Here is a 23,773-nt window from a genome sequence, read left to right on the forward strand (position 1 = left end):
ATCAGTCAGCTCTCCATTTTGTAACCTAGGTTGCACAGCTATAAGCTGTAAAAAAGCTAGATTTTATAAATTTCGCCGGAATTTCAACTGTTCTCTTAACTGCTGCTAAGATAAAGGCTCTGCATCTAACGATTTGTTGCGCTGCTATTAAGGAAGTGTAAATAAATATGCGTCCTCTAATATACCAGCTCAAACGACGCATTTTACGTTAGCAGGCTCCGCTTGGTTTCAGCATTTAGCAAGCTCCTTTTCTCTTTTTCTTAAACTGTTTCACTTAACTTATTATTGTTGTGCGATTTACTGTTTTCTTATTTAGCTGCTTGGCATGCCTTAACCTGTTGCCTTGCGCAACCCAAGCGCAGAAAGTAAAGTCTGTTCCGTTTAGCTATTTGCCCGAACGGTCAGATGACCGCTACAACCAGCGCGTACCGCAGAAAACAGTACCGCTTACTGGTGGTAGCTTCCTCATCTTGGCTCATAAATCGGCGACCGAGTATACAGTTGAACGCTATAGCGCCGATTTTCAAAAGACTTGGTCGGCTACTTTGCCCGTTTCGGAGGCCCAGCGTATCGACGGCTTCGCGTGCGGTACTCGGCAGGCACTCGTTGTTGTTTATGGCAAAACGAATGCAGGCCAAACTTTATCCGCGCAAGCAATTGACCTAGCTACTGGCCAGAAAGCGCCTCTAAAGAAACTAGTTGAAACCGGTACCCGCGACCGGCATCCGGGCGTGGCTTTCTCACCCGACGGTACTAAGCTAGTAGCGTGGAGCTACGCAAGTCGCGAAGAGCAGATTCGCGCTATCACCGCTAGTGTGTACGATGAGCAACTTACCAAGCTCAAGGACCGCACCTACGATTTCCATGACCTAGGTTCCTTCTTCTCTCCTACTGTTTCACTAAGTAATGATGGTACACAATACGTTACGCTCATCAGCGATGAAATGAAGAAGCTCAGCGTGCGCCGCTACCGCAATGATAACCAAGACGTAAAAGTAATGTCGGTGGCTGTAGGCGGCAGCTTCGGGGGGAAAACAGTAACAGTATTCGACACAAAAGTTTCGATGCAAGCGGATAACACCTTGTACGCTGCAGCTATCTGTACGGAACGGCTGACTGGCCAATATTATAGTTTGAAGCTCGTGAAGTTTGACTTCAATGGCGAAGGCACCATGAAGTTTGCAGACGAATTCCGGTTTACGCCTGAATACCTAGCTGAAGTAAATAAAGCTACGCAAGGTACTAGCAAGCGCTTAGAAGATATTTACCTCTCAGACATACTACTTACACCGGAAAAGCAGCTTGTAGTGGTAGCGGAGAAGAAATATGAGGAAGGTGGTGACGAGTCACCGGTGCGAACCAAGGAATTGCATTTGTTTGGCTACAATGAATTTGAAGCCCCTACCTGGCACACCATCATCGCCAAAAACCAAGTAGCACCGCCAGCTGAGTCTTTTACTGGCATTGGGTATAAGGCGGCGGTGTTTGGCTCTAACATTCAATTTCTTACGCAGGAGACGATTAAAGGCAAATCAGACTTATACGTGCGTTCGGTGAATGCCCAAACGGGTGTTGTACAACCCACAAAAGGGCTTGGGCTGAAAGTAGCAAACGATCAGCAACTTGCTTACGTCAAAGACTTCACAGCTTGGCTTGATGCACAAACGCTCATTGGTGTGAGCCGACCTAGCAAGAAGTCGGCAGCGTTGATGTTGAATAAGATTGTAGTGAAGTAGGACCACGGATTTTTCGGATTCCGCGGATTTTGTAAATACTTCTCCTCTAATTCTTATGCCTAAGTCTAATAAAAAGCCTCTCCAGTAGTGGAGAGGCTTTTTACTAGACTTAAGTTACTAAACATCCACAAAATCCGCGGAATCCGAAAAATCTATCGAATCCGTGGTCCTGATGACCTAATATACGTACTCGTTTGCCTCGATCATAGCAGCGGCAATGCGCCGACGGGCTTCTTTGGCGTTGAACAATTCGGCTTTGGTGAAGCGCTTCAACCCTAGGGCAAGTAGGCGTTGCTCATCGCCTTCGGTCATCGAGGCAATGGCATCTTTGCCGTACTTGTTCACAAGGTCTACAGCGTCCGAAAGATACACGCGGGCAATATCGATCTGGTTCGCCAGCGCTTCTTCGCCTTTCTCACCGGCTTCCCTCTCCACGCGGAGCACGGTGCTTTCGGCGGTATATACCTTGATGGCCATGTCGGCAATGTTCATCAGCACCTCTTGTTCTTTGGCCAACGAATTCATGTACTTTTGCACGGCTGTGCCCGCCACCATCAGGATGGCCTTCTTCAGGTTCTTAATGGTCTTGTGCTCAGCGGCAAACAGACCGGTAGGTTCCTCTGCACCAAAATCCGGAATAGCCATCAATTCCTGTTGTACAGCCTGCGCAGGGCCCATCAGGTCTAGCTCGCCTTTCAGACCTTTTTTCAGGATCATGTCGACGGCTAGCATCCGGTTGATTTCGTTGGTGCCTTCGAAGATGCGGTTAATGCGTGAGTCACGGTAGGCACGGTCCATGGGATAGTCGGCCGAGAAGCCATATCCGCCGAAGATTTGCACGCCTTCATCTACTACAAAGTCAAGTACTTCCGACCCTTCTACTTTCAGCATAGCGCACTCCACGGCAAACTCGCGAGCGGCACCTAGTAGGGCTTCGCTGTAGCTCTTGCCTTGGGCAATAAGCTCTTGCTCCATACGATGAATGTCCATTCCAGCACGATAAATAGCCGATTCTACGGCGTATGTACGGATGGCTTGCTCGGCTAGCTTATGGCGAATAGCGCCGAACTTGGAAATTGGTAGCTTGAACTGCACTCGCTCATTGGCATATTTCACGCTAGTAGTCACCACGCGCTTCGTAGCACCTAGGCAAGCAGCCGCTAGCTTGATGCGGCCAATATTCAGGATGTTGAAAGCAATTAGGTGGCCTTTACCAATTTCACCCAGCACGTTCTCTTTCGGCACCTTCACATCCGACAGGAATACTTGGCGGGTAGAAGAACCACGAATACCCATCTTGTGCTCCTCGTTGCCGAAGGTTAGGCCGGGCGTATCGCGTTCCACAATAAAGCCGGTAAACTTGTCGCCATCTACCTGTGCAAATACAATGAACACGTGTGCGAAGCCGGCGTTAGTAATCCACATCTTCTGGCCATTTAGCACGTAGCTCTCGCCATCTTCGCTCAGCACAGCTTTGCTGCGGGCACCTAGGGCATCGGAGCCTGAACCGGGCTCAGTGAGGCAGTAAGCGCCGATCCACTCGCCGGTAGTCAGCTTTGGAATGTATTTCTGCTTCTGCTCCTCCGTACCGAAGTACAGAATAGGCAGCATGCCAATGCCGGTGTGCGCAGCAAAAGCTACCGGAAACGAGTGGCCACCACCTACACCTTCTGTCACGAGCAGGGCTGTGTTGAAGTCCATATCGAAGCCACCGTACTCGGCTGGGATGCTCACGCCAAACAGACCTAGCTCACCAGCTTTTTTCATCAGGTCCTCCATCAAACCTTCTTCGTGGTTGTCGAGGCGTTCCAGCAGCGGATTTACTTCGTTGGTCACAAAATCCAAGCAGGTCTGATACATCAGGCGCTGCTCTTCCGAGAATTCGGCTGGGGTAAAAACGTCTTGGGCGTCGGTTTCTTTAATGATAAACTCGCCGCCTTTGATGACTGCTTTATTTGATACTTCCATGGCTTGGGTGAGCGTTGAATATGAAAGGGAAGGAGATTCTAAGTTATGGAATTTGTTAGGCTTGCAGCCTATTTTGGTGAAAGAAAACCCCGCTTCCGGGGCTTCTTTATTTTCTATGCCTACGTATGAAAAGAGGAGATACAGACCTATGTAGCCGCTATTTCAGCAGCTCATAAATACCAGCCACACCCTGGCCGCCACCTACGCAGGCCGTCACCATGCCGTACTTCTGGCCTCGCTCGCGCAACTCATCAAACAGCTGAATGGTTAGCTTAGCACCCGAGCAGCCCAGTGGGTGACCTAGGGCAATGGCGCCACCGTTTACGTTAAGCTTCTCTGGGTCGATACCTAGCTCGCGCGTTACGGCAATGGATTGTGAAGCAAAGGCTTCGTTCAACTCGATCAAGTCGATGTCGTTGAGCTGCATGCCGGCTTGCTTCAGCACTTTCGGCACCGCTTTGATGGGGCCCATGCCCATAATGCGTGGGTCTACGCCTTCAGAAGCGTAATTTACCATGCGCGCAACAGGTTCTAGGTTCAACTCCTTCACCAGGCGCTCCGACATCACAAGCACGAAGGCAGCGCCGTCAGAGGTTTGGGAAGAGTTACCAGCTGTAACAGTACCATTAGCGGCAAACACTGGGCGCAGCTTTGCCAGCGCTTCTAGCGACGTATCGGCGCGTGGTCCTTCGTCGGTATCGACTACGTAAGAGCGGGTTTGCTTCTTGTCACTTGCCGGATCTAGGAAAGTTTCTTCCACCTTAATCGGCACAATTTGCTTCTTAAACTTACCCTCTTTGATAGCCTTGATAGCCTTCTGGTGGGAGTTATACGAAAACTGATCTTGGTCTTCGCGGCTGATACTATAGTCTTTGGCCACGGCTTCCGCCGTGAGACCCATGCCCATATAGTAGTCGGGGTGCTCTAGGGCTAGCTTGTAGTTAGGAACCGTTTTCCACCCCACTGTTGGCACCATGCTCATGCTTTCGGTGCCGCCGGCAATAATTACGTCGGCCATGCCCGCTTTGATTTTACCCACGGCCATGGCAATAGTTTCCACGCCCGAGCCGCAGTAGCGGTTCACGATGAGGCCGGGTACGTTGATCGGCAACGCGAGCAACGAGATAAGCCGGCCCATTTGCAAACCCTGCTCCGCTTCCGGCACGGCATTACCGACTATCACATCGTCGATGCGCGTTGGATCAAGCTGCGGCACGGCAGCTACCAGATGCTTAATTACTTCAGCAGCTAAGTCGTCGGGACGAGTGAAGCGGAAACCACCGCGGGGCGCCTTGCCCACTGCGGTGCGGTAACCGGCTACGATATATGCTTCCATTTTAATGATGTCTTAGATATGGTGGGAATCAACGCCACTATGAGGCTAGCCTTGCTTGACTTAGGAGCTAAAAGCAGGTGACTTCCAGTTTGAGAACAACCGGCACTAGTAGTTAATTCGATGGGCAACTGCTTCCAGCATCCTTGTAATTGGGCTACCTAGTTTCTTAGCGGCTTGCCTGTTGTTAAGATGCTTTGGATACGCTCTAGCGTTTTCCGCTCGCCGCAGAGGCTTAAGAAAGCTTCGCGCTCCAAATCCAGCAGGTATTGCTCGCTCACCTCCGTGGGGGCCGACAAGTCGCCACCGCACATCACGTAAGCTAGCTTGTTGGCAATCTTCTGGTCGTGGGCGGAAATGTAGTTGCCTTCCTTCATGGCGAATACGCCGGTCTGGAACATGGCGAGGGCGCCCCGGCCGTGTACCTTGATGTTGGTTTTCTGCGTGGGCTGGGTGTAGCCAGCCTCAGCCAGTTCCAGCGCAGCAGCTTTCGCTTGGGCAATGACGCGGTTGCTATTTACCACCACTTCGTCGCCGCGGCGCATGAAGCCTAGGTCAAACGCTTCCGCGGCCGACGTTGAAACTTTCGCCGTGCTGATGGTCATGTAGGTGTTGCGCAGGAGGTTGAATTCTGGCTCACCTTCCTCGTACTTGGCCGCGGTGCGCAAGGTCATTTCCTTGGTGCCACCACCGCCGGGAATCAGGCCAACGCCAAATTCCACGAGGCCCATGTATGTTTCGGCCGCGGCAACAACTTTGTCGCAATGCAGGTTCAGCTCGCAGCCACCGCCTAGGGTCAGGCCATGCGGCGTGCCCACTACCGGGATGCTGCTGTAGCGCATACGCATCATGGCCTGTTGAAACTGCCGGATCATCAGGTTTAGCTCGTCGTAGTCTTGCTCCAGCGCAAACATGTACACCAGACCTAGGTTGGCGCCCGCCGAGAAGTTCGGCGCATCGTTGCCGACCACTAGGCCGCGGTAACCTTGCTCAGCCATGTCAACGCCTTTCATCAGGCCCTGAATAACGTCGGAGCCCATGGCGTTCATCTTGCTGTGGAACTCTACGTTCAGGATGCCGTCACCTAGGTCGATGACGCTGGCACCCGAGTTCTTCCACAGCACTTTGCCAGCCGAGCGTAGGTTGTCAAGGATGATGAAGTTCTCAACGCCCGGAATAGCCTGGTAGCTCTTCGACTCGGGGTCGTAAAACTGCTTCACGCCCTGCTCCGACACTTTATAGAAGGTAGCATTGCCAGCGGCTAGCATTTCCTCTACCCACGGCGCCACGGTTTTGCCTTCCGCCTGCGCTAGCTCTAGCCCTTTCTGCACACCTAGGGCATCCCAGGTTTCAAACGGCCCTTGCTCCCAACCAAAGCCAGCCCGCAACGCGTCGTCGATCTTGTACAGCGCGTCGGTAATTTCGGGGATGCGGTTGCTCACGTACGCAAACAAGCCGGCAAACATCTTTCGGTAAAACTCACCGGCCTTGTCTTTGCCGCCCACCAGCACTTTATAGCGGTCTGAGAGCTTTTCGATGAGCTTGGTCGCTTCCAGCGTGGGGAATTTCACCTTCTGGCTGGGCTTGTACTCCATCGTGGCGAGGTCGAGGGCGTAGATTTCGGACTTGCCACCCTCCCCTTTCATTTTCTTGTAGAAACCCTGGCCGGTTTTGTCGCCCAGCCATTTGTTCTCGCCCATCTTCTGCACGAAGTCAGGCAGTTGAAATACGTCTTTGGCTTCGTCGTTGGGCAAGCCCTGGGCTAACCCGTTGGTCACGTTGATAGTTGTGTCCAAGCCTACCACATCGGAGGTGCGCAGCGTAGCCGACTTTGCGTGACCGATTACGGGTCCCGTCAGCTTGTCCACTTCCTCTACCGTCAGACCTAGCTTTTGCATGTTCTGCATCACGTCGAGCATGGCAAACACGCCCACGCGGTTAGCGATAAAGCCTTGGGTGTCTTTGGCCAGCACGGTGGTCTTACCTAGGTATAGGTCGCCGTAGTGCATCAGAAAATCTACCACCGCCGGATCAGTTTCCGGCGTCGGGATGATTTCGAGCAGCTTCAGGTAGCGCGGTGGGTTGAAGAAGTGGGTACCGCAGAAGTTCTTCTTGAAGTCATCGGAGCGGCCTTCGGCCAGCAGGTGAATCGGAATGCCCGAGGTGTTCGAGGTAATGAGCGTGCCGGGTTTGCGCACCTTCTCTACTTTCTCGTACAGGCTCTGCTTGAGGTCAAGGCGCTCAACCACGACCTCAATCGTCCAGTCGCATGTGGCAATATCTTGCAGGTTGTCGTCGAAGTTGCCGGTCTTGATGCGCGAGGCATCCGACTTGCGGTAGAGCGGCGACGGGTTGCTGGCAATAGCCGCCTGCAACGAGCTGTTCACGATGCGGTTGCGTACGGCAGGCTTTTCCAAGGTTAGGCCTTTGGCTTGCTCATCGGCCGTCAGTTCGCGGGGCACAATGTCAAGCAACAGCACTTGCACGCCGATGTTGGCGAAGTGGCACGCAATGCGCGACCCCATAACGCCGGAGCCGAGCACGGCAACTTTCTTGATGGTTCGGTTCATTCCAGAAAGGAAGTGGGTGAGAGAATGAGCGAATAAATAGCGAGGAAGCCTCTACCTAGGTTAGGCAGACGTCTTCTCGGGGTGGTAAGGCTTGAGAGTGAAATCATCGAAGAGCGTCTTGCCTTCGATCATGCTGTTGATCTGCCCAACTACTTTGAAGAACACATCGAGCTGCGTTTGCGACACCTTCTCCCGAACCTTCTGGTTGAAATGACGCACTGTTTGCCGCGAAATCTCCTTTTTCTGCAAGCCTTCCGATGTCAAGAAGATGCGCACCGAGCGTTTATCTTGCTGGTCGGCTTGTTTGTAGATTAGGCCCTTCTCCTCCATGCTACGCAAAATGCGTGTGAGGCTACGCGTTTCGAGGCCTAATAGCGGCGCAATCTTGGTGGCCGGCGTGCCTTTTTCCTGATCGATATTCAGCAGCACGAAGCCGATACTCGTGGTGATGTCGTACTTAGCAGCCTGCGCGTTATACATGCGCGAAATGGCGTGCCAAGCTACTTTAATATTATAATCGACGGTTTCTTCCGGTTTCATAAGAGGGGCGAAGTCCGGTAAACTTACAAAGAATATAGTATGCTTGCATACTACTTTAAGAGAAAAAAGTTGTAGGCAAAGCTTACGGATTATGATGAAAGCCCTGCTTACCCTTACTTTTCAAATTACCTTAAGGCATGGTGAAGCTCACCTTCACCGGGTTCGGATTCAGGTTGGCTCTCACTTGCTGCACTCTTTTGGTTACCGGATCAAGCGAGTACGGCTCGATGTAGTACGCCTCATTGCCGATACCTCCATCCGAGACGTTCTTGGGCGCCCCGTAAACGGCTAGGTACACTTTATCGCCGGAGGCAAAACCTAGCTGCTTCAGGCTCGATTGATAGAAAGCAATTCGCATCTTCGCCACCCCACGCACGGTCGGCGCTGGCGTATTCTCGGATTCACTTATCTGGGTAGCTCCTAAGTAGCTAGCATTGCTGACCTTATCATTTTTGCCCACGTACACCATGATGCTGTATAGCTTTGGCGCTGGATACAGCTGCGGATTGTAGGTTATACTGCACTGATAAGCAGCTACTTCATCAGGCAACGAATACATGGTTTTTCCCACGAAGTCCAAGCTCTTCACTTGCGTGGAGGTTTGCTGGTCCAGGGTAATGGTGGGGAACATAACAGCATCCAGGTTCTTCACGTCGGCTTCGTAGCGCATGGTGCCCATCCCCGCGCGGCTGACGTTCAGCACATGCTGGCCAAGCGGCACTTTTTCGAGTCGGTAGGTACCATTGGCATCAGTTGTGGCTTTGATTTCGGTGCCTTCCAAGGTAACGAGGGCACCGGCCTTGCTGATGGGTTGTAGCACTTCGTCTTGGGCTAGTACTACACCGGAAATAGTGGTAGTAGTAACAGTGGGCGTTGGCTGGTCATTGTCGCGCTTGCCGCAGCTTACCAGGATTGAAAGACAAACCAAAAGACTTACAACCAGACGGGTGGGAGCAGTTGTTTTCATGCTCAAAACTATAAACAAAAATAAGCCAGAAGCTAGCTCCTGGCCTATTTTGTAATTCGACTAACTGTTTAGCTTACTAATGCTGCTCGCGCACTTCGTTGTGGTGGTACAATCGGTTGATCAGTTCCTTGTTGTTCTCGGTAATCACTTTGCGCTTCACCTTCATAGTAGGCGTCATTTCGCCGCTTTCCACCGTCCAGAGGCGGGGCAGCAGTACAATCTTTTTCACCTGCTCCCAGTGCGCAAAGTCCTGGTTGTACTTCTTCACCAAATCATCGTAGAGCTTCACGACCCGTTCGTTCTTCACTAACTCTTCCGGCGAGCCGCTGCACTCCACGTTGTTACGCTTGCACCAGCCGCGCAAGTCATCAAAGGATGGTATAACGAGTGCGGCAGGGAATTTCTCGTCGGCGCCAACAACCATTACTTGCTCTACCAACGGCGACTCTTTGAGCTTTCCTTCAATAACCTGCGGGGCAATGTATTTTCCGCCCGAGGTTTTGAACATTTCCTTTTTGCGGTCCGTGATTTTCAAAAAACGGCCGTTTACAAATTCCCCGATGTCGCCGGTGTGGAACCAGCCGTCGGCATCGATGGCTTCGGCGGTAAGATCGGGGCGGTTGTAGTAACCTTTCATCACGGAAGCCGAGCGAGTCAGAATTTCGCCGTCGGGCGCAATCTTCGCTTCTACATTATCGATCAATGGGCCAACGGTGCCGATCATGTTGTTTTCGGGCTCGTAGCCACCCACGGCAATAACCGGGGAAGTTTCGGTGAGGCCGTAACCTTCCATCACCCGAATGCCAGCCGCCCAGAACACCCGCGCCAGCCGCGGCTGCAGGGCTCCGCCACCCGATACGATACACCGCAACTCACCACCTAGCGCTTCACGCCACTTATTGAAAATGAGCTTGTTGGCTAGAGCTAGCTGCGTGTTGTAGAAAAACCCTTGGCTTTGCTGCGTATCGTATTTCAAGCCTAGGTTTAGAGCCCAGAAAAACAAGCTTTTCTTCGCTCCTTCCAGCTCGTGGCCTTTTGCTACAATCTTGTCGTACACTTTTTCCAGCAAGCGCGGCACGGTCGTGAATATCTGTGGCTTTACCTCGCGCAGATTCTCGGCAATACTTTCCATGGTCTCGGCGTAATAAATACTTACGCCATTGATCATGTAGATATACGTCACCATGCGCTCGAAAATGTGGCAAAGCGGGAGAAAGCTCAAGGCTTTATCGGCCTCCGTAACGGGCACGTACGGTTGGGCGCTACGGCAGTTGCTCAGAATATTATTATGGGTGAGCATCACCCCTTTCGGGCTACCCGTGGTCCCGCTCGTATAGATGAGCGTAAGCAGATCGCTGGGCTGCACGGCAGCGCGTAACGGCTCCAGAGCTTGCGCGTTGTCCTGCTTACCTAGCTCCAATAGTTCGCTGAAGTGACGGGCATTGGGCAGTTTGTCAAAGGTGAAAATGTGCTCTACTTCGGGCAGTTCAGCGGTGGCTTCCTGTACCTTGTCGTACAGCTTTTGGTCGGCCACAAACACGGCTTTTACACCAGCATCTCGGAAGATGTACTTATAATCTTCTACGGTAATACTTGGGTACATCGGCACGCTCACGGCCCCGATTTGGGCAATACCGAAGTCGGCCAGCATCCATTCGGGCCGATTCATAGAGATGATGGCCACTTTATCATCTTTTTGTACTCCTAGCTTTAGCAAACCTAGGCTTACCTGATTTGCGGAGTCTTGAACCTGTTGGGTACTCATTGTCTGCCAATTGCCGTCTATTTTAGCAGTAAGGCAATCAGACTTGGGGAAATTGGTGAGCTGATTGGGCAGGATATCAAATGTGCGGCGCACTTCCATACAAAAGGCACAAGGGTGGGAATTACTGTTTAAAGTAATGGTTTTTTACTGGAAAAGCGTATTTAGTCCCCGATCGGTCAGCGGAAGAATACCAAAGCAACGACAGCGCTGCAGGGTTTTGTGTAGTTTTGCTTACCTGTTTTTTCCTTCCATGAACCTGGCCCTTTTTTTTGATCCGCTTCGCGAGGAACTCATCGCGTCTGGTTCTACCCTTTCTACGCTCGCTATTTGCGCCTCGCCGTTCGTAGATAACTTTCCGGACTGGCGCAATGCGGACCTAGCTATCATTGGCTTAGATGAATGGCGTGGCAGCGCACTCGGTACCCCGGTAATACAAGGCGCCGATGAGGTGCGCCGTCGTTTTTATCAACTCCAAAAAGGCACTAGCTCAATCCGCCTAGTAGACCTAGGTAACCTGCGTCCCGGCCTCACGCTCGAAGACACGTATCTGCGGCTGCGCGAGATTGTGGCGATGCTTTTGGAGCATAATACTATACCATTGTTGTTGGGTGGCAGCCCTGACCTCGACTATGGGCAGTTTCTGGCTTACGAAACCCTGGAACGCCCCATCAGCTTTGCTGCCGTCGACTCGCGGGTTGACATGGCCGAGCACGCATCTGCCCCGCAGGAAGAAGCCCACTTGCGGCGCATGCTCATGTACGAGCCCAACTTCCTGTTTAATTTCGTGCAGCTAGCTTATCAGCAGTACTTAGTTGCCCCGGATGTATTGGTGGCGCTAGAAAAACTGCATTTCGAAAAGCTGCGCCTAGGAGAGATTCACGCGGATGTGCGCCAAGCCGAGCTGCTGTTGCGCCAAGCCGATTTTGTGAGCTTTGACGTAGCGGCGTTGCGGTGGCTCAGCGCGCCAGCTTACCAGCCCGCCAACCCGTTCGGCCTAACAGGCGAAGAAGCCGCGCAGCTTGCTTGGTATGCCGGCCACAGCGACCAGCTCAGCAGCTTCGGCCTCTACGGCTACCGCCCCGACCACGACGACCACGGCCTAGCCGCCATGACGCTAGCCACGATGCTCTGGTACTTCATCGAAGGATTTTATCACCGGAGCAAAGACAAAGACTTTCAGAGTCCCCATTTCACACGTTACCTAGTTAGCCTCTCCGACACTCCCGAAACGGTTGTATTCTACAAAGCCAACTACGGGGAGAAGTGGTGGGTAGAAGTAGAAAGCATGGCTAATAGTACCCTTAAGCGCTTGGTACCTTGCACCTACGAAGAATACCAAGAAGCCGTGCAAGGCATTTTACCCAGTCGCTGGTACCTCACCCAAGCGTTGTTAGGATAACTGCTACCGTAGATGAAATCCGAAGCGTTACCCGAGTACACGAAAGCGCAGCTTGCCTTGCGCAATGGCCAAGACCGGGACGAAATCTGGGTGGCGTACCTAGGGTTGATTTACGACGTGAGCCGCTCCCGCCTTTGGCGCCGCGGCAACCACTACGAACATTGGGCAGGGCAGGATCTTACGAAAGAATTGCGGCAAGATGCACCGCATACGGAACACGTATTTGATAATTTTCCAGTTATTGGTCGGCTGAAAGATGCTGTGCCAGCTAGCAGCTAGGCTCCCGCTTATCTTAGCTCATCATTTTACCATTTTACTGCTCGTGAGTACTACCGAAAGTCCGTCCCTCTTCCAGAACCTCGAAACGCTTTCCACGCACGAGTTGCTTACCGGCATCAACAGCGTCGACCAGACTGTGCCGCTGGCTGTGGCCAAAGCATTGCCCCAGATTGAGGCGTTGGTAGAAACCACAGTCGCCCGGCTGCGCGAAGGCGGGCGACTTTTTTACATCGGGGCAGGCACAAGTGGGAGGCTAGGTATTCTGGATGCCTCGGAGTGCCCGCCTACATTTGGCGTGCCCCAGGGCTTGGTTATCGGCATCATTGCTGGGGGCGATACGGCCATTCGCAAAGCCGTCGAAAACGCCGAAGATGATACCGAGCAGGCCTGGCGCGATTTGCAGGCCTACGACATCACTGAGAAAGATATGCTCGTCGGTATTGCTGCGTCGGGGCGCACGCCTTACGTGATAGGTGGATTACAACAAGCTCGGCAGCAAGGTATTGCTACAGGTTGTATTGTGTGCAATGCGGGGTCGGCGGTGGCAGCGGCCGCGGAGTTTCCAGTGGAGGTCGTAACCGGACCAGAGTTCCTAACCGGCAGCACGCGCATGAAAGCTGGTACCGCGCAGAAGCTGGTGCTCAACATGCTTACCACCGCTACCATGATTCGGCTAGGCCGGGTGAAAGGCAACAAAATGGTAGACATGCAGCTCTCCAACCACAAGCTCGTCGACCGCGGCGAGCGGATGCTGATGGAGGAGCTAGGTATCGAGCAACCTGAAGCGGCGGCTTTGCTCAAGCAACATGGCTCGGTGCGGGCGGCTCTCGATGCGAGACAGTAGACCTCATTAAAATGCAGACATGGAGCCAGCATCCTAGCTTCGGCCTCGTCGCTTGGGGCTTGGTTTTTCTTCAGTTAGGCTTCTACTGGTTGGCTCTTGTGCAAGGCGAAGGCTTATTCACGATGCTAGGTGGGGCCATCTATATCATTCCGATTAGCCTTTTGCTAGCATTGGCGACGATCTTGGCGTGTAAGAGCAAACGTTGGTTTCTAGCCGCTGCCACCATCCTACTGAGTTTACCAGGTCTGCTGTTGTTACCAGTGGCTGTGCGTTTATTTTTCTTTGGCTAGGTGGAACAGAACGCAGAGCCGCGCGTTTTTATCAGTACAACCAACCGCTTCCCTTGTGCATACCATCGAGCCGCACTATAACTGGATTGAGCAGTATTCTGCCTCAGAAGATCCTCGCTCGCCCCTCTTCGAAACGGAAAACAGCCTTGACACCTTCACCAATACCATCTACGGCTACTACATTCACCCGCAGTGGGATAGTTTGGAGTCGGACACGCTATTCCTGAAAATTCTCTTTGTTGACTACGACCTAGGTATTGGCGTTATCGAATTTATTGGCGAGTGGAACGACGCCATTGAAAACGACATCATGCAGCTCAAGCGCAACATCATCGACCTGATGACGCACGAGGGCATTCGCAAGTTTATCCTGATTGGCGAAAACGTATTCAACTTTCACGGCTCCGACGATAGCTACTACGAAGAGTGGTTTGAAGACGTAGAAGATGGTTGGATTGCAGGTATCAACTTTCAGGAACACGTCATCCGCGAGATGCACCAGTATAACATTGATAACTACGTCAATTTTGGTGGTCAGCTTGATGAATTGCCTTGGCGTACGTACGCCCCACGCAAGCTGTTCGATGTGGTAGACAAGTTGATTCAGCGCCGACTAGGTTAACTGCATTACCTCTTGTATTCAAGAATTTCCAGCCGGCACAGAAAGCACCTCGCTTACTTCGTTGCCCTGGCAGGTGCAACTCCTAGCGCTACTTAGAGTGGCACAGAAAAGTAAAAGGGCTGCTCCTATTCGGAGCAGCCCTTTTGTTGCACTTAGTGCGACTACGACTACTTAGCGTCGGTCGAGTCAGCAGTGTCTTCCATTTTGTCGGCAGTGGCATCAGCTGAGTCACGTACGGCGTCAGCTTTCTCTTCCATAGCGTCAGCCTTAGCTTCGCCAGATGCTTCTACGTTGTCAGCAGCTTGCTCGGTGGTGTCTTCTTTTTTGCTGTCGCAAGAAGCGAAAGAGAACGAAGCAGCAGCCAGAGCGAGGAACAATACCTTTTTCATGTTGTAAGAGTTTTGAGAGAGTTGGGTTTCTAGTTTTCGTGATTCCGACCGCCAGAGGAGAACTAGCAAACAACGGAATCTGTGGCTTTATACCCGCATTGGAAGAAGGTAACCCCGACGCGCCGAAAATTTTTTAAGATTTTTTTCCTTTCACATAAAAATGACTGGCTCTCGACCTAGGGTTGTCCTTGGTGGAGTCAGTCATTTTTACTGTAAAGAGCTTACGCTCAGGCTTTACTTTTTGCGGAAGATAATGCCAATTGGCACGCCCGTGAAGTCAAAATTCTCACGTAAGCGGTTCTCCAAGTAACGCGTGTAGCTTTCCTTCACGTACTGGGGCAAGTTGCAGAAGAAGGCAAACACCGGATTGTGCGTTGGGAGCTGTGTAGCGTATTTGATGCGCACCAGCTTGCCTTTGGTGGCAGGCGGCGGATACTTCTCGATTTCCTGGAGCATTACCTCGTTCAGCTGCGAAGTAGGCACCTTCTTCATCTTGTTGTTGTACACCTCGATAGCCGTTTCGATGGCCTTGTGCACCCGCTGTTTGTTCAGCACCGAAATGAAGACGATGGGTGGATAGCTGATAGGCGCAATCTTCTCCCGAATTTTCTCTTCAAACTCCTTAGCCGTGTTGGTTTGCTTGTCCTCGATGAGGTCCCACTTGTTCACCAGAATCACGATGCCCTTGCGGTTCTTATCGGCGAGGCTGATGATGTTCACATCTTGGGCCTCAATGCCGCGGGTAGCATCCAGCATTACCACGCACACGTCGGATTCCTCCATAGCACGGATGGCGCGCAACACCGAGTAAAATTCGATGTCCTCGTTGACTTTGCTTTTGCGGCGCAAGCCGGCCGTATCCACCAGAATAAACTCGTTGCCAAACGCGTTGTAACGCGCCTGAATGGAGTCGCGGGTGGTACCGGCAATATCCGTCACAATGCTGCGGTCGGTACCGAGGAGCAGGTTCACAAACGACGACTTACCCGCGTTTGGGCGACCTACGACGGCAATCTTGGGCACGCCAGCGTCGGGTTCTTCAACACCTTCTTCCTCAAAGTGGCTTACTACGGCATCCAGCAAGTCGCCGGTCCCAGAGCCGCTTTGGCTGCTGATCGAGAAGATGTCACCGATACCCAGGCCGAGGGCGTAGAACTCGCCAGCAGCATGAGCACGGGCGTTGGTATCGGCCTTGTTAGCTACTAAGTAAATCGGCTTCTGGCCTTCGTAACGGCGCAGCACGTTAGCAAATTCTTCATCGAGCGGGTGCATGCCCGCATCCACGTCGACCATGAACAGGACTACGTCGGCCTCCTCAATAGCTAGCTTTACTTGCTTGTTGATTTCACCTTCGAAGATGTCTTCGGAGTTGTGTACGTACCCACCCGTGTCGATGACGGTGTAGTACTTACCGATCCACTCGCCGTAGCCGTAGTGCCGGTCGCGGGTCACGCCGCTCTGGTTGTCCATGATGGCCTTACGCTGGCCCACCAAGCGGTTAAAAAGGGTGGATTTGCCCACATTGGGGCGTCCCACAATAGCAATAGTATTGCTCATGATGTCGACTCCAGCCGCCGGCCCGACCAGGTTCGGCAGTGCCCGGAGTAGTTAAGTGAAGTGAGGTCGGAGGTAGTGCGGACTTTGGAATCCGCGTGTACTAGTTATTCAGGTGCGGACTATAACGCCCACGCTACTAATTACTATACCCGAAGCGATTTAGTGCTTTAGGGTCGGTGCGCCAGTTTTCGTTGACTTTGACGTGGATTTCGAGGAAAACTTTCTTCAAGAAGAACTTCTCCATTTCCTCACGCGCCCAAGTGCCTACTTTTTTCAGTGCCTCACCTTTTTGGCCAATGATGATTCCTTTCTGGCTGCTGCGCTCTACGTAGATGGTAGAACGCATCCGGATGATGGTTTCTTCTTCCTTAAACTCGTCGATGGCCACCTCACAGCTGTACGGAACTTCCTTCTTGTATAACTTAAAGATCTTTTCCCGAATCATCTCGGCGGCGAAGAAACGCTCCGGCTTATCGGTTAGTTCATCTTTTGGATAGTACGGCGGATGTATAGGCAAGCGCTCTAGCACCATTTGCAACACCTGCTCGGTGTTAAACTTTTCGAGCGCCGAAATCGGCAGCACTTCGGTGGCATTGGGTAGGTGCAGCTTCCAGTAAGCTAGCTTCTCCTCCACTTCGGCCTGCTCAGCCTGGTCTATTTTATTGACTAGCAAGATAATCGGCACGTCCGTTTTGCGCAGGCGCTCCACGATCGGCTCCTCGTCGTGCTTCTCATAGATATCCGTCACAAACAGAATCACGTCAGCATCTTCCAAGGACGAGTACACGAAGCTCATCATGGCGTTGTGCAGTTCGTATTTGGGCTGAATGATGCCGGGTGTATCGGAGTACACAAGCTGAAAATCGTCGCCGTTCAAGATACCTAGGATACGGTGACGCGTGGTTTGGGCTTTGCTGGTGACGATGCTGAGCCGCTCGCCCACTAGCGCGTTCATTAGCGTCGACTTGCCCACATTGGGCTTGCCGATAATGCTCACAAAGCCAGCGCGGTGCGGATTAGGTTCGGGGTTCACGGTGTTTTCAAAATTAGCCTGCAAAGGTACGACTTTGCAGCGACGCTAGCATGCGGTAGGTGAAAATCAATTGCTTATCCAGAGAACTCCCGTCGTTCTATAAACGGAGTCGATAGAACTATAACTAAAAATACGGCCTTCTTCGCAAACCCAGGAGGCCATACCTTTGTCTACTGACGGATAGCTCGTCTCTTCTTATGTCAACACCCACTTCTGCTAAGCGCCGCGTGGGCGTGCTACTGGTGAACCTAGGTACACCCGACTCGCCCCAAACGCCCGACGTGCGCCGCTACCTCAATGAGTTTCTCACCGACGCGCGCGTAATCGATATGCCTGCCGCCGTGCGTTACCCGCTGTTCAAGGGCATCGTCGTGCCCTTGCGGGCTCCTAAATCGGCCAAAATCTATCAGCAGCTCTGGGACGCTGACCGTGGCTCCCCTCTGCTCTACCACGGCCTCGACTTGCAGCGTTTGGTCCAAGAAAAGCTAGGTCCTGAGTACGTGGTGGCCTTCGGTATGCGCTACCAAAACCCGAGCATCGAAAAAGCCCTCGAAGAACTGCGTGACGCGGCCGTCGACCGCATCATTGTGCTGCCGCTGTTTCCGCAGTACGCCGCGGCCAGCACGGGCTCAGTGCAGGAAAAAGTAATGGAGATTGTGGGTAAGTGGTGGATAGTGCCTACCATCAGCTTTATCAGCACCTTCACCGACGACCCAGGCTTCATCGGCACTTTTGTTACGCTTGGTAAAGCCGAAATGGCTAAGCACGACTACGACCACGTGCTGTTCAGCTACCACGGCATTCCTGAGCGCCACGTGCTGAAAGGCAGCTTCAAAGGCTATTGCCAGCTAGGTAAATGCTGCAACACCTATAACAAAAACAACCGCTACTGCTACCGCGCTCAGTGCTTCGAAACGTCGCGGCAGCTGGCTCAGGGCCTAGGTCTGCGCGACGACCAGTATACGGTAGCCTTCCAAAGCCGCCTGCAAAGCCGCCTGCGCGACCCGTGGCTACAGCCCTACGCCGACGAAGTGCTGAAGGGCTTCCCCGCGAAAGGCTACAAAAAGGTGCTAGCCTTCTCCCCTGCTTTCGTCGCCGACTGCCTCGAAACGACGGTGGAAGTAGGCATGGAATTCAAGGAAATGTTTGAGGAAGCTGGCGGTGAACACTGGCAGCTAGTCCCCTCCCTCAACTCGCATCCCCAGTGGGTGGAAGGCGTGGTAAATATGATCCAGCAGAACTAACTTCCTTACGTTCAGCAAAGCAAAAGCCCCGGTAACCTTAGGTACCGGGGCTTTTGCTTTGCTGCTACCTAGCTTTATTGCTGTTGCTGCTGTTGTTGCATTTCCAGGAAGCGTCGATATGAGTTGACTGGCACTTCCGGATCCTTCACCTCGAAGGTATACGTGGGCTGGGTCGGCACTTTTTCTAGGTTCCTCGGTGTGCCGTTCTCGATGTGCACCGACACCTCCAGCTTGTGCGCACCAGTACCTTTGTAGGTGCCTTTCACAGGAGTACAATCGGAGAAATTACGGCCGACGGCAATGCGCACATGGCCGTCGTTGACGATGCAGTTGTTTGTAGGATCGAGCCCTAGCCAGCCGTAGAAAGGAATGTACACCTCCACCCACGCGTGCGTAGCACCCTCGCCCCGCACGCCTTCTGTTTTGGGACAGATGTACCCACTTACATAGCGAGCCGGAAACCCAAACGTGCGCAGCATAAACAAAAGCAGATGCGCAAAATCCTGGCAAACACCAGCTTTTAACTCCCAAATTTCTTCGACCGGAGTTTCAATATTCGTTACGCCGGTTTTATAGGCGAAATTATCGAACACGTATTCTGACAACACCAGCGCATTTTTCAGTGGCTTGTCCGAATAATTAATCAGAGCGCTGAGCGTATTTTTTATCGTATCATAAGATGTATTTCTTTCTTGCGTCAGAAAATCCATATACTCCACGTCATCTTTCACCGCAGTCAACTGCTGCCATTGCTCTTCTGCTGACTGTTCATCCATCGGAAACTGAATTGGTTGCGTCACAATATCAGCAACTGACTCAATAACTAGCTCCGTATGGGGTTGTATAACGGTGAACACACCAATCGTATTCCCAAAGTAATCGGTATACGTTTCAATTATTGGATGGTGCGAAACATTTATTTCATGTCTTTTCACTTCCAGATGGATATCCTCAAGCGGATACACCATGATCTGGTTTGTACAATCTATTACCGGCGACGCGTACGAATACCGCGTTATATGTTTGATGTTGTAGGAAGGCATGGCACGCTACTATTAGCTGTTTCCAAAGTAATATTTACTAAAAGCAGTTGCTACACCGTACAGCTCATCTCGCATCTGCAATAAGAAGTTATTCAGCTGCTCCGGGTCATCGGCCGTAAAATGACTGTATTTCACTTCGTTCTTTACTTTACCAATCAGAAACTCTAGTTGCTCGTAGCTCTCCGGCAAGCTAGCTTCTTTCAACCGTTCAAAATACCTGCTTATTTGGTTTAAACTATACAGCAGAGAATGTGGAAAATAAGTATTGTATAAAATCATTTGCAAAACGTTGTTGGGGCTAAAGTTTCCTTTATATGTTTTCACAAACAATTCGTAACCAAATAACGAATACAATAAATAACGAAGCTCGGGCGTTTCAATACTTTGTTGAATATCATACGACACGCCTGACCATTTTATACGGATAATATCCGCCGTTTGAATAGCCCGCTCCAAGAACTTGCCAATATTAATGTAAGCATAGCTTTCATCACGCGGCATCGTATTTTTTACAGTTCCCGTAAACAATAGGCTATTCCTCATTAGAAAGTCGATACCAGAAACGGGGTCACCTAACTTTACTTGCTGCGCAACTTCATTATCGCGAACGTAATGGTAATAGTCGTTCAAGCATTGCCACACTTCTTTCGTAATATGATCTTGCACAGCACGCGCATTTTCCCGGCCTTGCATAATATTACTGTACGCTGAGGCACTATTCAACTTATCCAGCACTAAGTGCTCAAGTACCCTAGGTGTGTCTCGTTCAATTTCGTTTACTTCAGTGGAAGTAAGTTCACCATAAGCATATAGCAATGGGCGCCAGCTGAAATACCGAATTTCATCCTGAGACGCGATGTAATTAGTACGAATTACCTGCAACATGGACTGTGTTCTTTCCATGTAGCGGGCCAGCCAATAAATGGTATCTGCAACGCGACTCAGCATTTTTATTTTATTACGAGTTTACTTCTCTAGAGCTAGGCGCACATGCTAAGTGACCTAGCTCCACTACTACCTATTTCTTAGTCGGCACCTAGCACCCATGTATCTTTGCTCCCTCCTCCTTGCGAAGAGTTCACGACCAAGGAGCCCTCTTTGAGAGCTACACGGGTAAGGCCACCCGGCACGATATCGATGCCAGAAGGCCCACACAGAGCAAAGGGGCGCAGATCGACGCGACGTGGCTGCAGTACGCCATTGATGTAACAGGGCGTAGAAGACAAGCTAATAATAGGCTGGGCAATGAAGCTACGCGGATCTTCTGTAATGGCTTTCTTAAACGACTCCATTTGCTCCTCCGTGGCGCTACTCCCAATCAGCATGCCGTAGCCGCCCGATTCGTTGGTGCGCTTAATTACCATTTTGTCCATATTATCAAATACTAGCTTCCTTTTATCAGCATCAGCCATTTGGTACGTTGGAACATTTTTTAATATCGGCTCTTCGTTTAAATAATAACGAATCATGTCCGGCACATAAGCATATACTGCTTTGTCGTCGGCGACGCCGTTGCCCATGGCGTTGACAATAGCTACGTTGCCTTTGCGGTACGCCGAATATATGCCGGGCACCCCCAACGCGCTATCCGGTCTGAACACGAGCGGATCTAAAAATTCATCATCAACTCTTCTATAAATTACGTCTACTTGCTTTAGGCCTTTGGTTGTTTTCATGTACACAAAATTATTATGTACAATCAGGTCGCGTCCTTCCACGAGGCGTATACCCATTAACCTAGCGAGCGTAGTGTGCTCGAAGTAAGCAGAATTATAAATACCTGGTGACAACAGCACCACCGTTGGATCGCTGCTGCGCCCATCCGCAAGCGCCCGCAGATTTCTGAAGAGAATATCTGGGTAATCTTTTACCGGTTGTACATTATTTTTGGGCAACAAATCTGGAAAAATTCGATATGTTATGCTCCTATTTTCCAACATGTACGAAACTCCGGAGGGAGTGCGCAAATTATCTTCTAATACGTAAAAATCGCCATCTTGGTCACGTATTAAATCGACACCGGCAACATGTGTATACACGTCGAACGGTACATCAACGTTAACCATCTCTCGCAGAAACTGCGGACAGGAATAAATCAACGAAGCAGGTATAATACCGTCTTTTATTATAAACTGCTGATGATAGATGTCCTTCAGAAATATATTAAGCGCTTTCAGGCGTTGTTTAATACCTGACTCAATATGCTTCCACTCTTCATTCTTAATAATACGGGGGATAATATCGAATGGAAATATTTTCTCAATACCCTCACCGCTGCTGTATACCGTAAAGGTAATCCCTTGGCTCATGAAAAGCTTTTTGGCCAGCTCATCTTTACGAGTCATTTCTGCACTCGCAAGATTTTCAATCGCAGCAACGAACTTCTTGTATTCGGGCCTTATACCTTCCAAATTGAACATTTCGTCCCAAACATTTGGCTGTTCTTGGTAAGACCGTAGCAACGCATTCTCATTCATGGCCTAGGTGCATTTACTATATATAAAATAGAGCGAGTACTTTTCAACAAAATCAAGCAAATAGCCGCTTATGCATCTTTATTTACGGATGCTCAGTAGTAATGCTATCAATTAAATAACACTGTTCAAAATACAAGTTAGTTTGTTTCTTAGGCAACGCTAGTAGACAGGTATGTTATCATCAAGCGTTATATCACCTAATATAACTGATCGATAACTACTTACATAGCAATCCTAGCAAAGTCAGATCACTAACAAGCATCAGCTACGTAGCAGATCTGTCACCTTCTTAAAAGAGAATAAGTATGAAAAACTACCCCTATTTGCTAGGGGCTATCGAAGCCAAGATACTTTTTTCTTCCTCTATACCCTTTCAACTACAGGTGGGTTAGCCAGCTAAGCAGCCCGATTACGAGCCAACCACTCAAATAAGACAACCTAGCCAGGTCAGAGCATTAAACAACGTATTATACTCTGAATCAGCAGAAAGCATAACCTAGCCTAGCAATTCTCGTTTTATAGGGGCTTGTCACAATAATCTTCTCTTGTTAATTCTTGTAATCCTTGCGCCTTAATGAAACTCTTTAAATGCAACCACTGTGGGCAAACCTTATTTTTTGAAAATAATGTTTGCGAAAAATGTAAATACCCGCTTGGTTTTGAAATACAAGAATTAAAGCTTTTACCACTCGTCAAGCAGGAAGAAGAACTATTCACGATTTATAACAAGCCAAAATCAACGCAGTATAAATATTGCGCTAATCATGCGCATGACGTATGCAATTGGTTGGTGCCAGCTGATAATGATTCTCCCTTTTGCGTGGCTTGTTCGCTCAATCGAACAATTCCGGATTTGAGCAAGCCATCATATGTAGAGCGATGGAAAGCTATTGAAGTTGCGAAACACCGCCTAGTTTTTAGCTTGCTACAGATGAAGCTGCCCGTGTTTAGCAAGGCCGTTGATCAGGAAACCGGCTTGTCCTTTGACTTTGTCGCCGACGAAAACGAAGACAAGAGCAAACGAATTCTGACTGGGCACGCTAATGGCCTGATTACCCTCAATATTGCGGAAGCCGATGATATTGAGCGCGAAATGGCTCGTAAAGCCATGGATGAGCTTTACCGAACGGTACTCGGTCATTTCCGCCACGAGGTGGGCCATTACTATTGGGATCGGCTGATTGATAACACGGAGCACCTAGAGGAATTTCGCCAACTATTCGGAGATGAGCAGGAAGATTACGGCGAAGCACTTAAGAAACACTACGCCCAAGGTCCGCCCGCCGACTGGAACCAGCACTATATCAGCGCTTACGCTACCTCGCACCCCTGGGAAGACTGGGCTGAAACCTGGGCGCATTACTTGCACATCATGGATACGCTACAGACCGCGTCGGCTTTCCGTCTGAGCATCCATCCGGAAGTAGCGAAGGAAGCCGACCATTTGGAGGCCGACCTCACAGAAGATCCTTACAAGCTCAGTGACTTTACGACTATTATGAACATGTGGCTGCCGCTCACCTTCACGATGAACAGTTTGAATCGCAGCATGGGCCTGCACGATCCATATCCGTTCATTATTTACCCAGAAGTGATGCAGAAGATGGCGTTCATCCACCGGGTTTGCGACCGGGCGAAAAGCTAGTTACGTTACAGGTAGCAAACCTAGGTTAAGCAAAAGAGCCGCGCTGAGTTGATTCAGCGCGGCTCTTTTGCT

Annotated in this window: 20 protein-coding genes; 8 read left to right on the plus strand and 12 right to left on the minus strand. The window is 50.8% G+C overall.

From position 1 onward, the window contains the following. Positions 1–389 precede the first annotated feature (389 nt). Entirely contained in the window at positions 390–1,736 is a 1,347-nt protein-coding gene (locus tag BXP70_RS11705; RefSeq protein ID WP_086594266.1) for a hypothetical protein, read from the plus strand. A 177-nt stretch (positions 1,737–1,913) separates the two neighbouring features. On the opposite strand, the gene BXP70_RS11710 is transcribed toward BXP70_RS11705, so the two are convergent. From BXP70_RS11710 to BXP70_RS11735, 6 genes are all read right to left on the minus strand, one after another. Beyond that, entirely contained in the window at positions 1,914–3,704 is a 1,791-nt protein-coding gene (locus BXP70_RS11710) for an acyl-CoA dehydrogenase family protein (RefSeq protein ID WP_086594267.1), read from the minus strand. A gap of 157 nt (positions 3,705–3,861) precedes the next feature. Continuing rightward, complete coding sequence (locus BXP70_RS11715) at positions 3,862–5,040, minus strand: thiolase family protein (protein WP_086594268.1); 1,179 nt, start codon at positions 5,038–5,040, stop codon at positions 3,862–3,864. A 158-nt stretch (positions 5,041–5,198) separates the two neighbouring features. Next, positions 5,199–7,607, minus strand: coding sequence for a 3-hydroxyacyl-CoA dehydrogenase/enoyl-CoA hydratase family protein (locus BXP70_RS11720; protein ID WP_086594269.1), 2,409 nt, complete (start codon positions 7,605–7,607; stop codon positions 5,199–5,201). Positions 7,608–7,667: 60 nt separating this feature from the next. After that, on the minus strand, positions 7,668–8,147 hold the full coding sequence (locus BXP70_RS11725) for a MarR family winged helix-turn-helix transcriptional regulator (protein WP_086594270.1): 480 nt from the start codon (positions 8,145–8,147) through the stop codon (positions 7,668–7,670). Positions 8,148–8,277: 130 nt separating this feature from the next. Then, positions 8,278–9,114, minus strand: coding sequence for a carboxypeptidase regulatory-like domain-containing protein (locus tag BXP70_RS11730; RefSeq protein ID WP_086594271.1), 837 nt, complete (start codon positions 9,112–9,114; stop codon positions 8,278–8,280). A gap of 76 nt (positions 9,115–9,190) precedes the next feature. Beyond that, positions 9,191–10,978 carry an AMP-dependent synthetase/ligase gene (locus BXP70_RS11735; protein WP_086594272.1) on the minus strand — a complete coding sequence of 596 codons (1,788 nt, stop codon included), beginning with the start codon at positions 10,976–10,978 and terminating at the stop codon, positions 9,191–9,193. Positions 10,979–11,129: 151 nt separating this feature from the next. Between BXP70_RS11735 and BXP70_RS11740 the strand changes: the two genes are divergently transcribed. Genes BXP70_RS11740 through BXP70_RS11760 form a run of 5 tightly spaced genes read left to right on the plus strand, consistent with a single transcriptional unit; the run spans position 11,130 to position 14,313 of the window. Continuing rightward, positions 11,130–12,278 (plus strand): formimidoylglutamase, encoded by a 1,149-nt coding sequence (locus BXP70_RS11740; RefSeq protein WP_086594273.1) that lies wholly within the window; start codon positions 11,130–11,132, stop codon positions 12,276–12,278. A gap of 12 nt (positions 12,279–12,290) precedes the next feature. Next, positions 12,291–12,557, plus strand: a complete 267-nt coding sequence (locus BXP70_RS11745) for a cytochrome b5 domain-containing protein (protein ID WP_086594274.1) — start codon at positions 12,291–12,293, stop codon at positions 12,555–12,557. A gap of 43 nt (positions 12,558–12,600) precedes the next feature. Continuing rightward, entirely contained in the window at positions 12,601–13,401 is an 801-nt protein-coding gene (gene murQ / locus BXP70_RS11750) for an N-acetylmuramic acid 6-phosphate etherase (protein WP_245849611.1), read from the plus strand. Positions 13,402–13,412: 11 nt separating this feature from the next. Then, the gene (locus BXP70_RS11755) at positions 13,413–13,691 is read left to right on the plus strand and encodes a hypothetical protein (RefSeq protein WP_143436469.1); all 279 of its coding nucleotides are present in this window, start codon (positions 13,413–13,415) and stop codon (positions 13,689–13,691) included. Positions 13,692–13,746: 55 nt separating this feature from the next. Further along, on the plus strand, positions 13,747–14,313 hold the full coding sequence (locus BXP70_RS11760; RefSeq protein WP_086594276.1) for a hypothetical protein: 567 nt from the start codon (positions 13,747–13,749) through the stop codon (positions 14,311–14,313). 167 nt (positions 14,314–14,480) lie between these two features. On the opposite strand, the gene BXP70_RS11765 is transcribed toward BXP70_RS11760, so the two are convergent. From BXP70_RS11765 to era, 3 genes are all read right to left on the minus strand, one after another. Next, on the minus strand, positions 14,481–14,702 hold the full coding sequence (locus tag BXP70_RS11765; protein ID WP_086594277.1) for a hypothetical protein: 222 nt from the start codon (positions 14,700–14,702) through the stop codon (positions 14,481–14,483). 234 nt (positions 14,703–14,936) lie between these two features. Continuing rightward, complete coding sequence (gene der / locus BXP70_RS11770; RefSeq protein ID WP_179197670.1) at positions 14,937–16,259, minus strand: ribosome biogenesis GTPase Der; 1,323 nt, start codon at positions 16,257–16,259, stop codon at positions 14,937–14,939. A gap of 136 nt (positions 16,260–16,395) precedes the next feature. Beyond that, the gene (era, locus tag BXP70_RS11775) at positions 16,396–17,316 is read right to left on the minus strand and encodes a GTPase Era (RefSeq protein WP_245849612.1); all 921 of its coding nucleotides are present in this window, start codon (positions 17,314–17,316) and stop codon (positions 16,396–16,398) included. A 173-nt stretch (positions 17,317–17,489) separates the two neighbouring features. Between era and hemH the strand changes: the two genes are divergently transcribed. Continuing rightward, positions 17,490–18,536 carry a ferrochelatase gene (hemH, locus tag BXP70_RS11780; protein ID WP_086594279.1) on the plus strand — a complete coding sequence of 349 codons (1,047 nt, stop codon included), beginning with the start codon at positions 17,490–17,492 and terminating at the stop codon, positions 18,534–18,536. Positions 18,537–18,610: 74 nt separating this feature from the next. On the opposite strand, the gene BXP70_RS11785 is transcribed toward hemH, so the two are convergent. The 3 genes from BXP70_RS11785 to BXP70_RS11795 all read right to left on the minus strand — a co-directional run bounded on the left by BXP70_RS11785 (position 18,611) and on the right by BXP70_RS11795 (position 22,056). After that, positions 18,611–19,579 carry a transglutaminase family protein gene (locus BXP70_RS11785; protein WP_086594280.1) on the minus strand — a complete coding sequence of 323 codons (969 nt, stop codon included), beginning with the start codon at positions 19,577–19,579 and terminating at the stop codon, positions 18,611–18,613. A 12-nt stretch (positions 19,580–19,591) separates the two neighbouring features. After that, a complete protein-coding gene (locus BXP70_RS11790) occupies positions 19,592–20,527 on the minus strand; it encodes an alpha-E domain-containing protein (RefSeq protein ID WP_086594281.1) in 936 nt (311 codons plus the stop codon). A gap of 77 nt (positions 20,528–20,604) precedes the next feature. Then, positions 20,605–22,056, minus strand: a complete 1,452-nt coding sequence (locus BXP70_RS11795) for a circularly permuted type 2 ATP-grasp protein (RefSeq protein ID WP_086594282.1) — start codon at positions 22,054–22,056, stop codon at positions 20,605–20,607. A 574-nt stretch (positions 22,057–22,630) separates the two neighbouring features. On the opposite strand from BXP70_RS11795, the gene BXP70_RS11800 reads away from it, so the two are divergent. Next, entirely contained in the window at positions 22,631–23,701 is a 1,071-nt protein-coding gene (locus BXP70_RS11800) for a zinc-binding metallopeptidase family protein (RefSeq protein ID WP_086594283.1), read from the plus strand. Positions 23,702–23,773: the final 72 nt, after the last annotated feature.

This window comes from Hymenobacter crusticola (genome assembly GCF_002154225.1).
Taxonomy (GTDB): domain Bacteria; phylum Bacteroidota; class Bacteroidia; order Cytophagales; family Hymenobacteraceae; genus Hymenobacter; species Hymenobacter crusticola.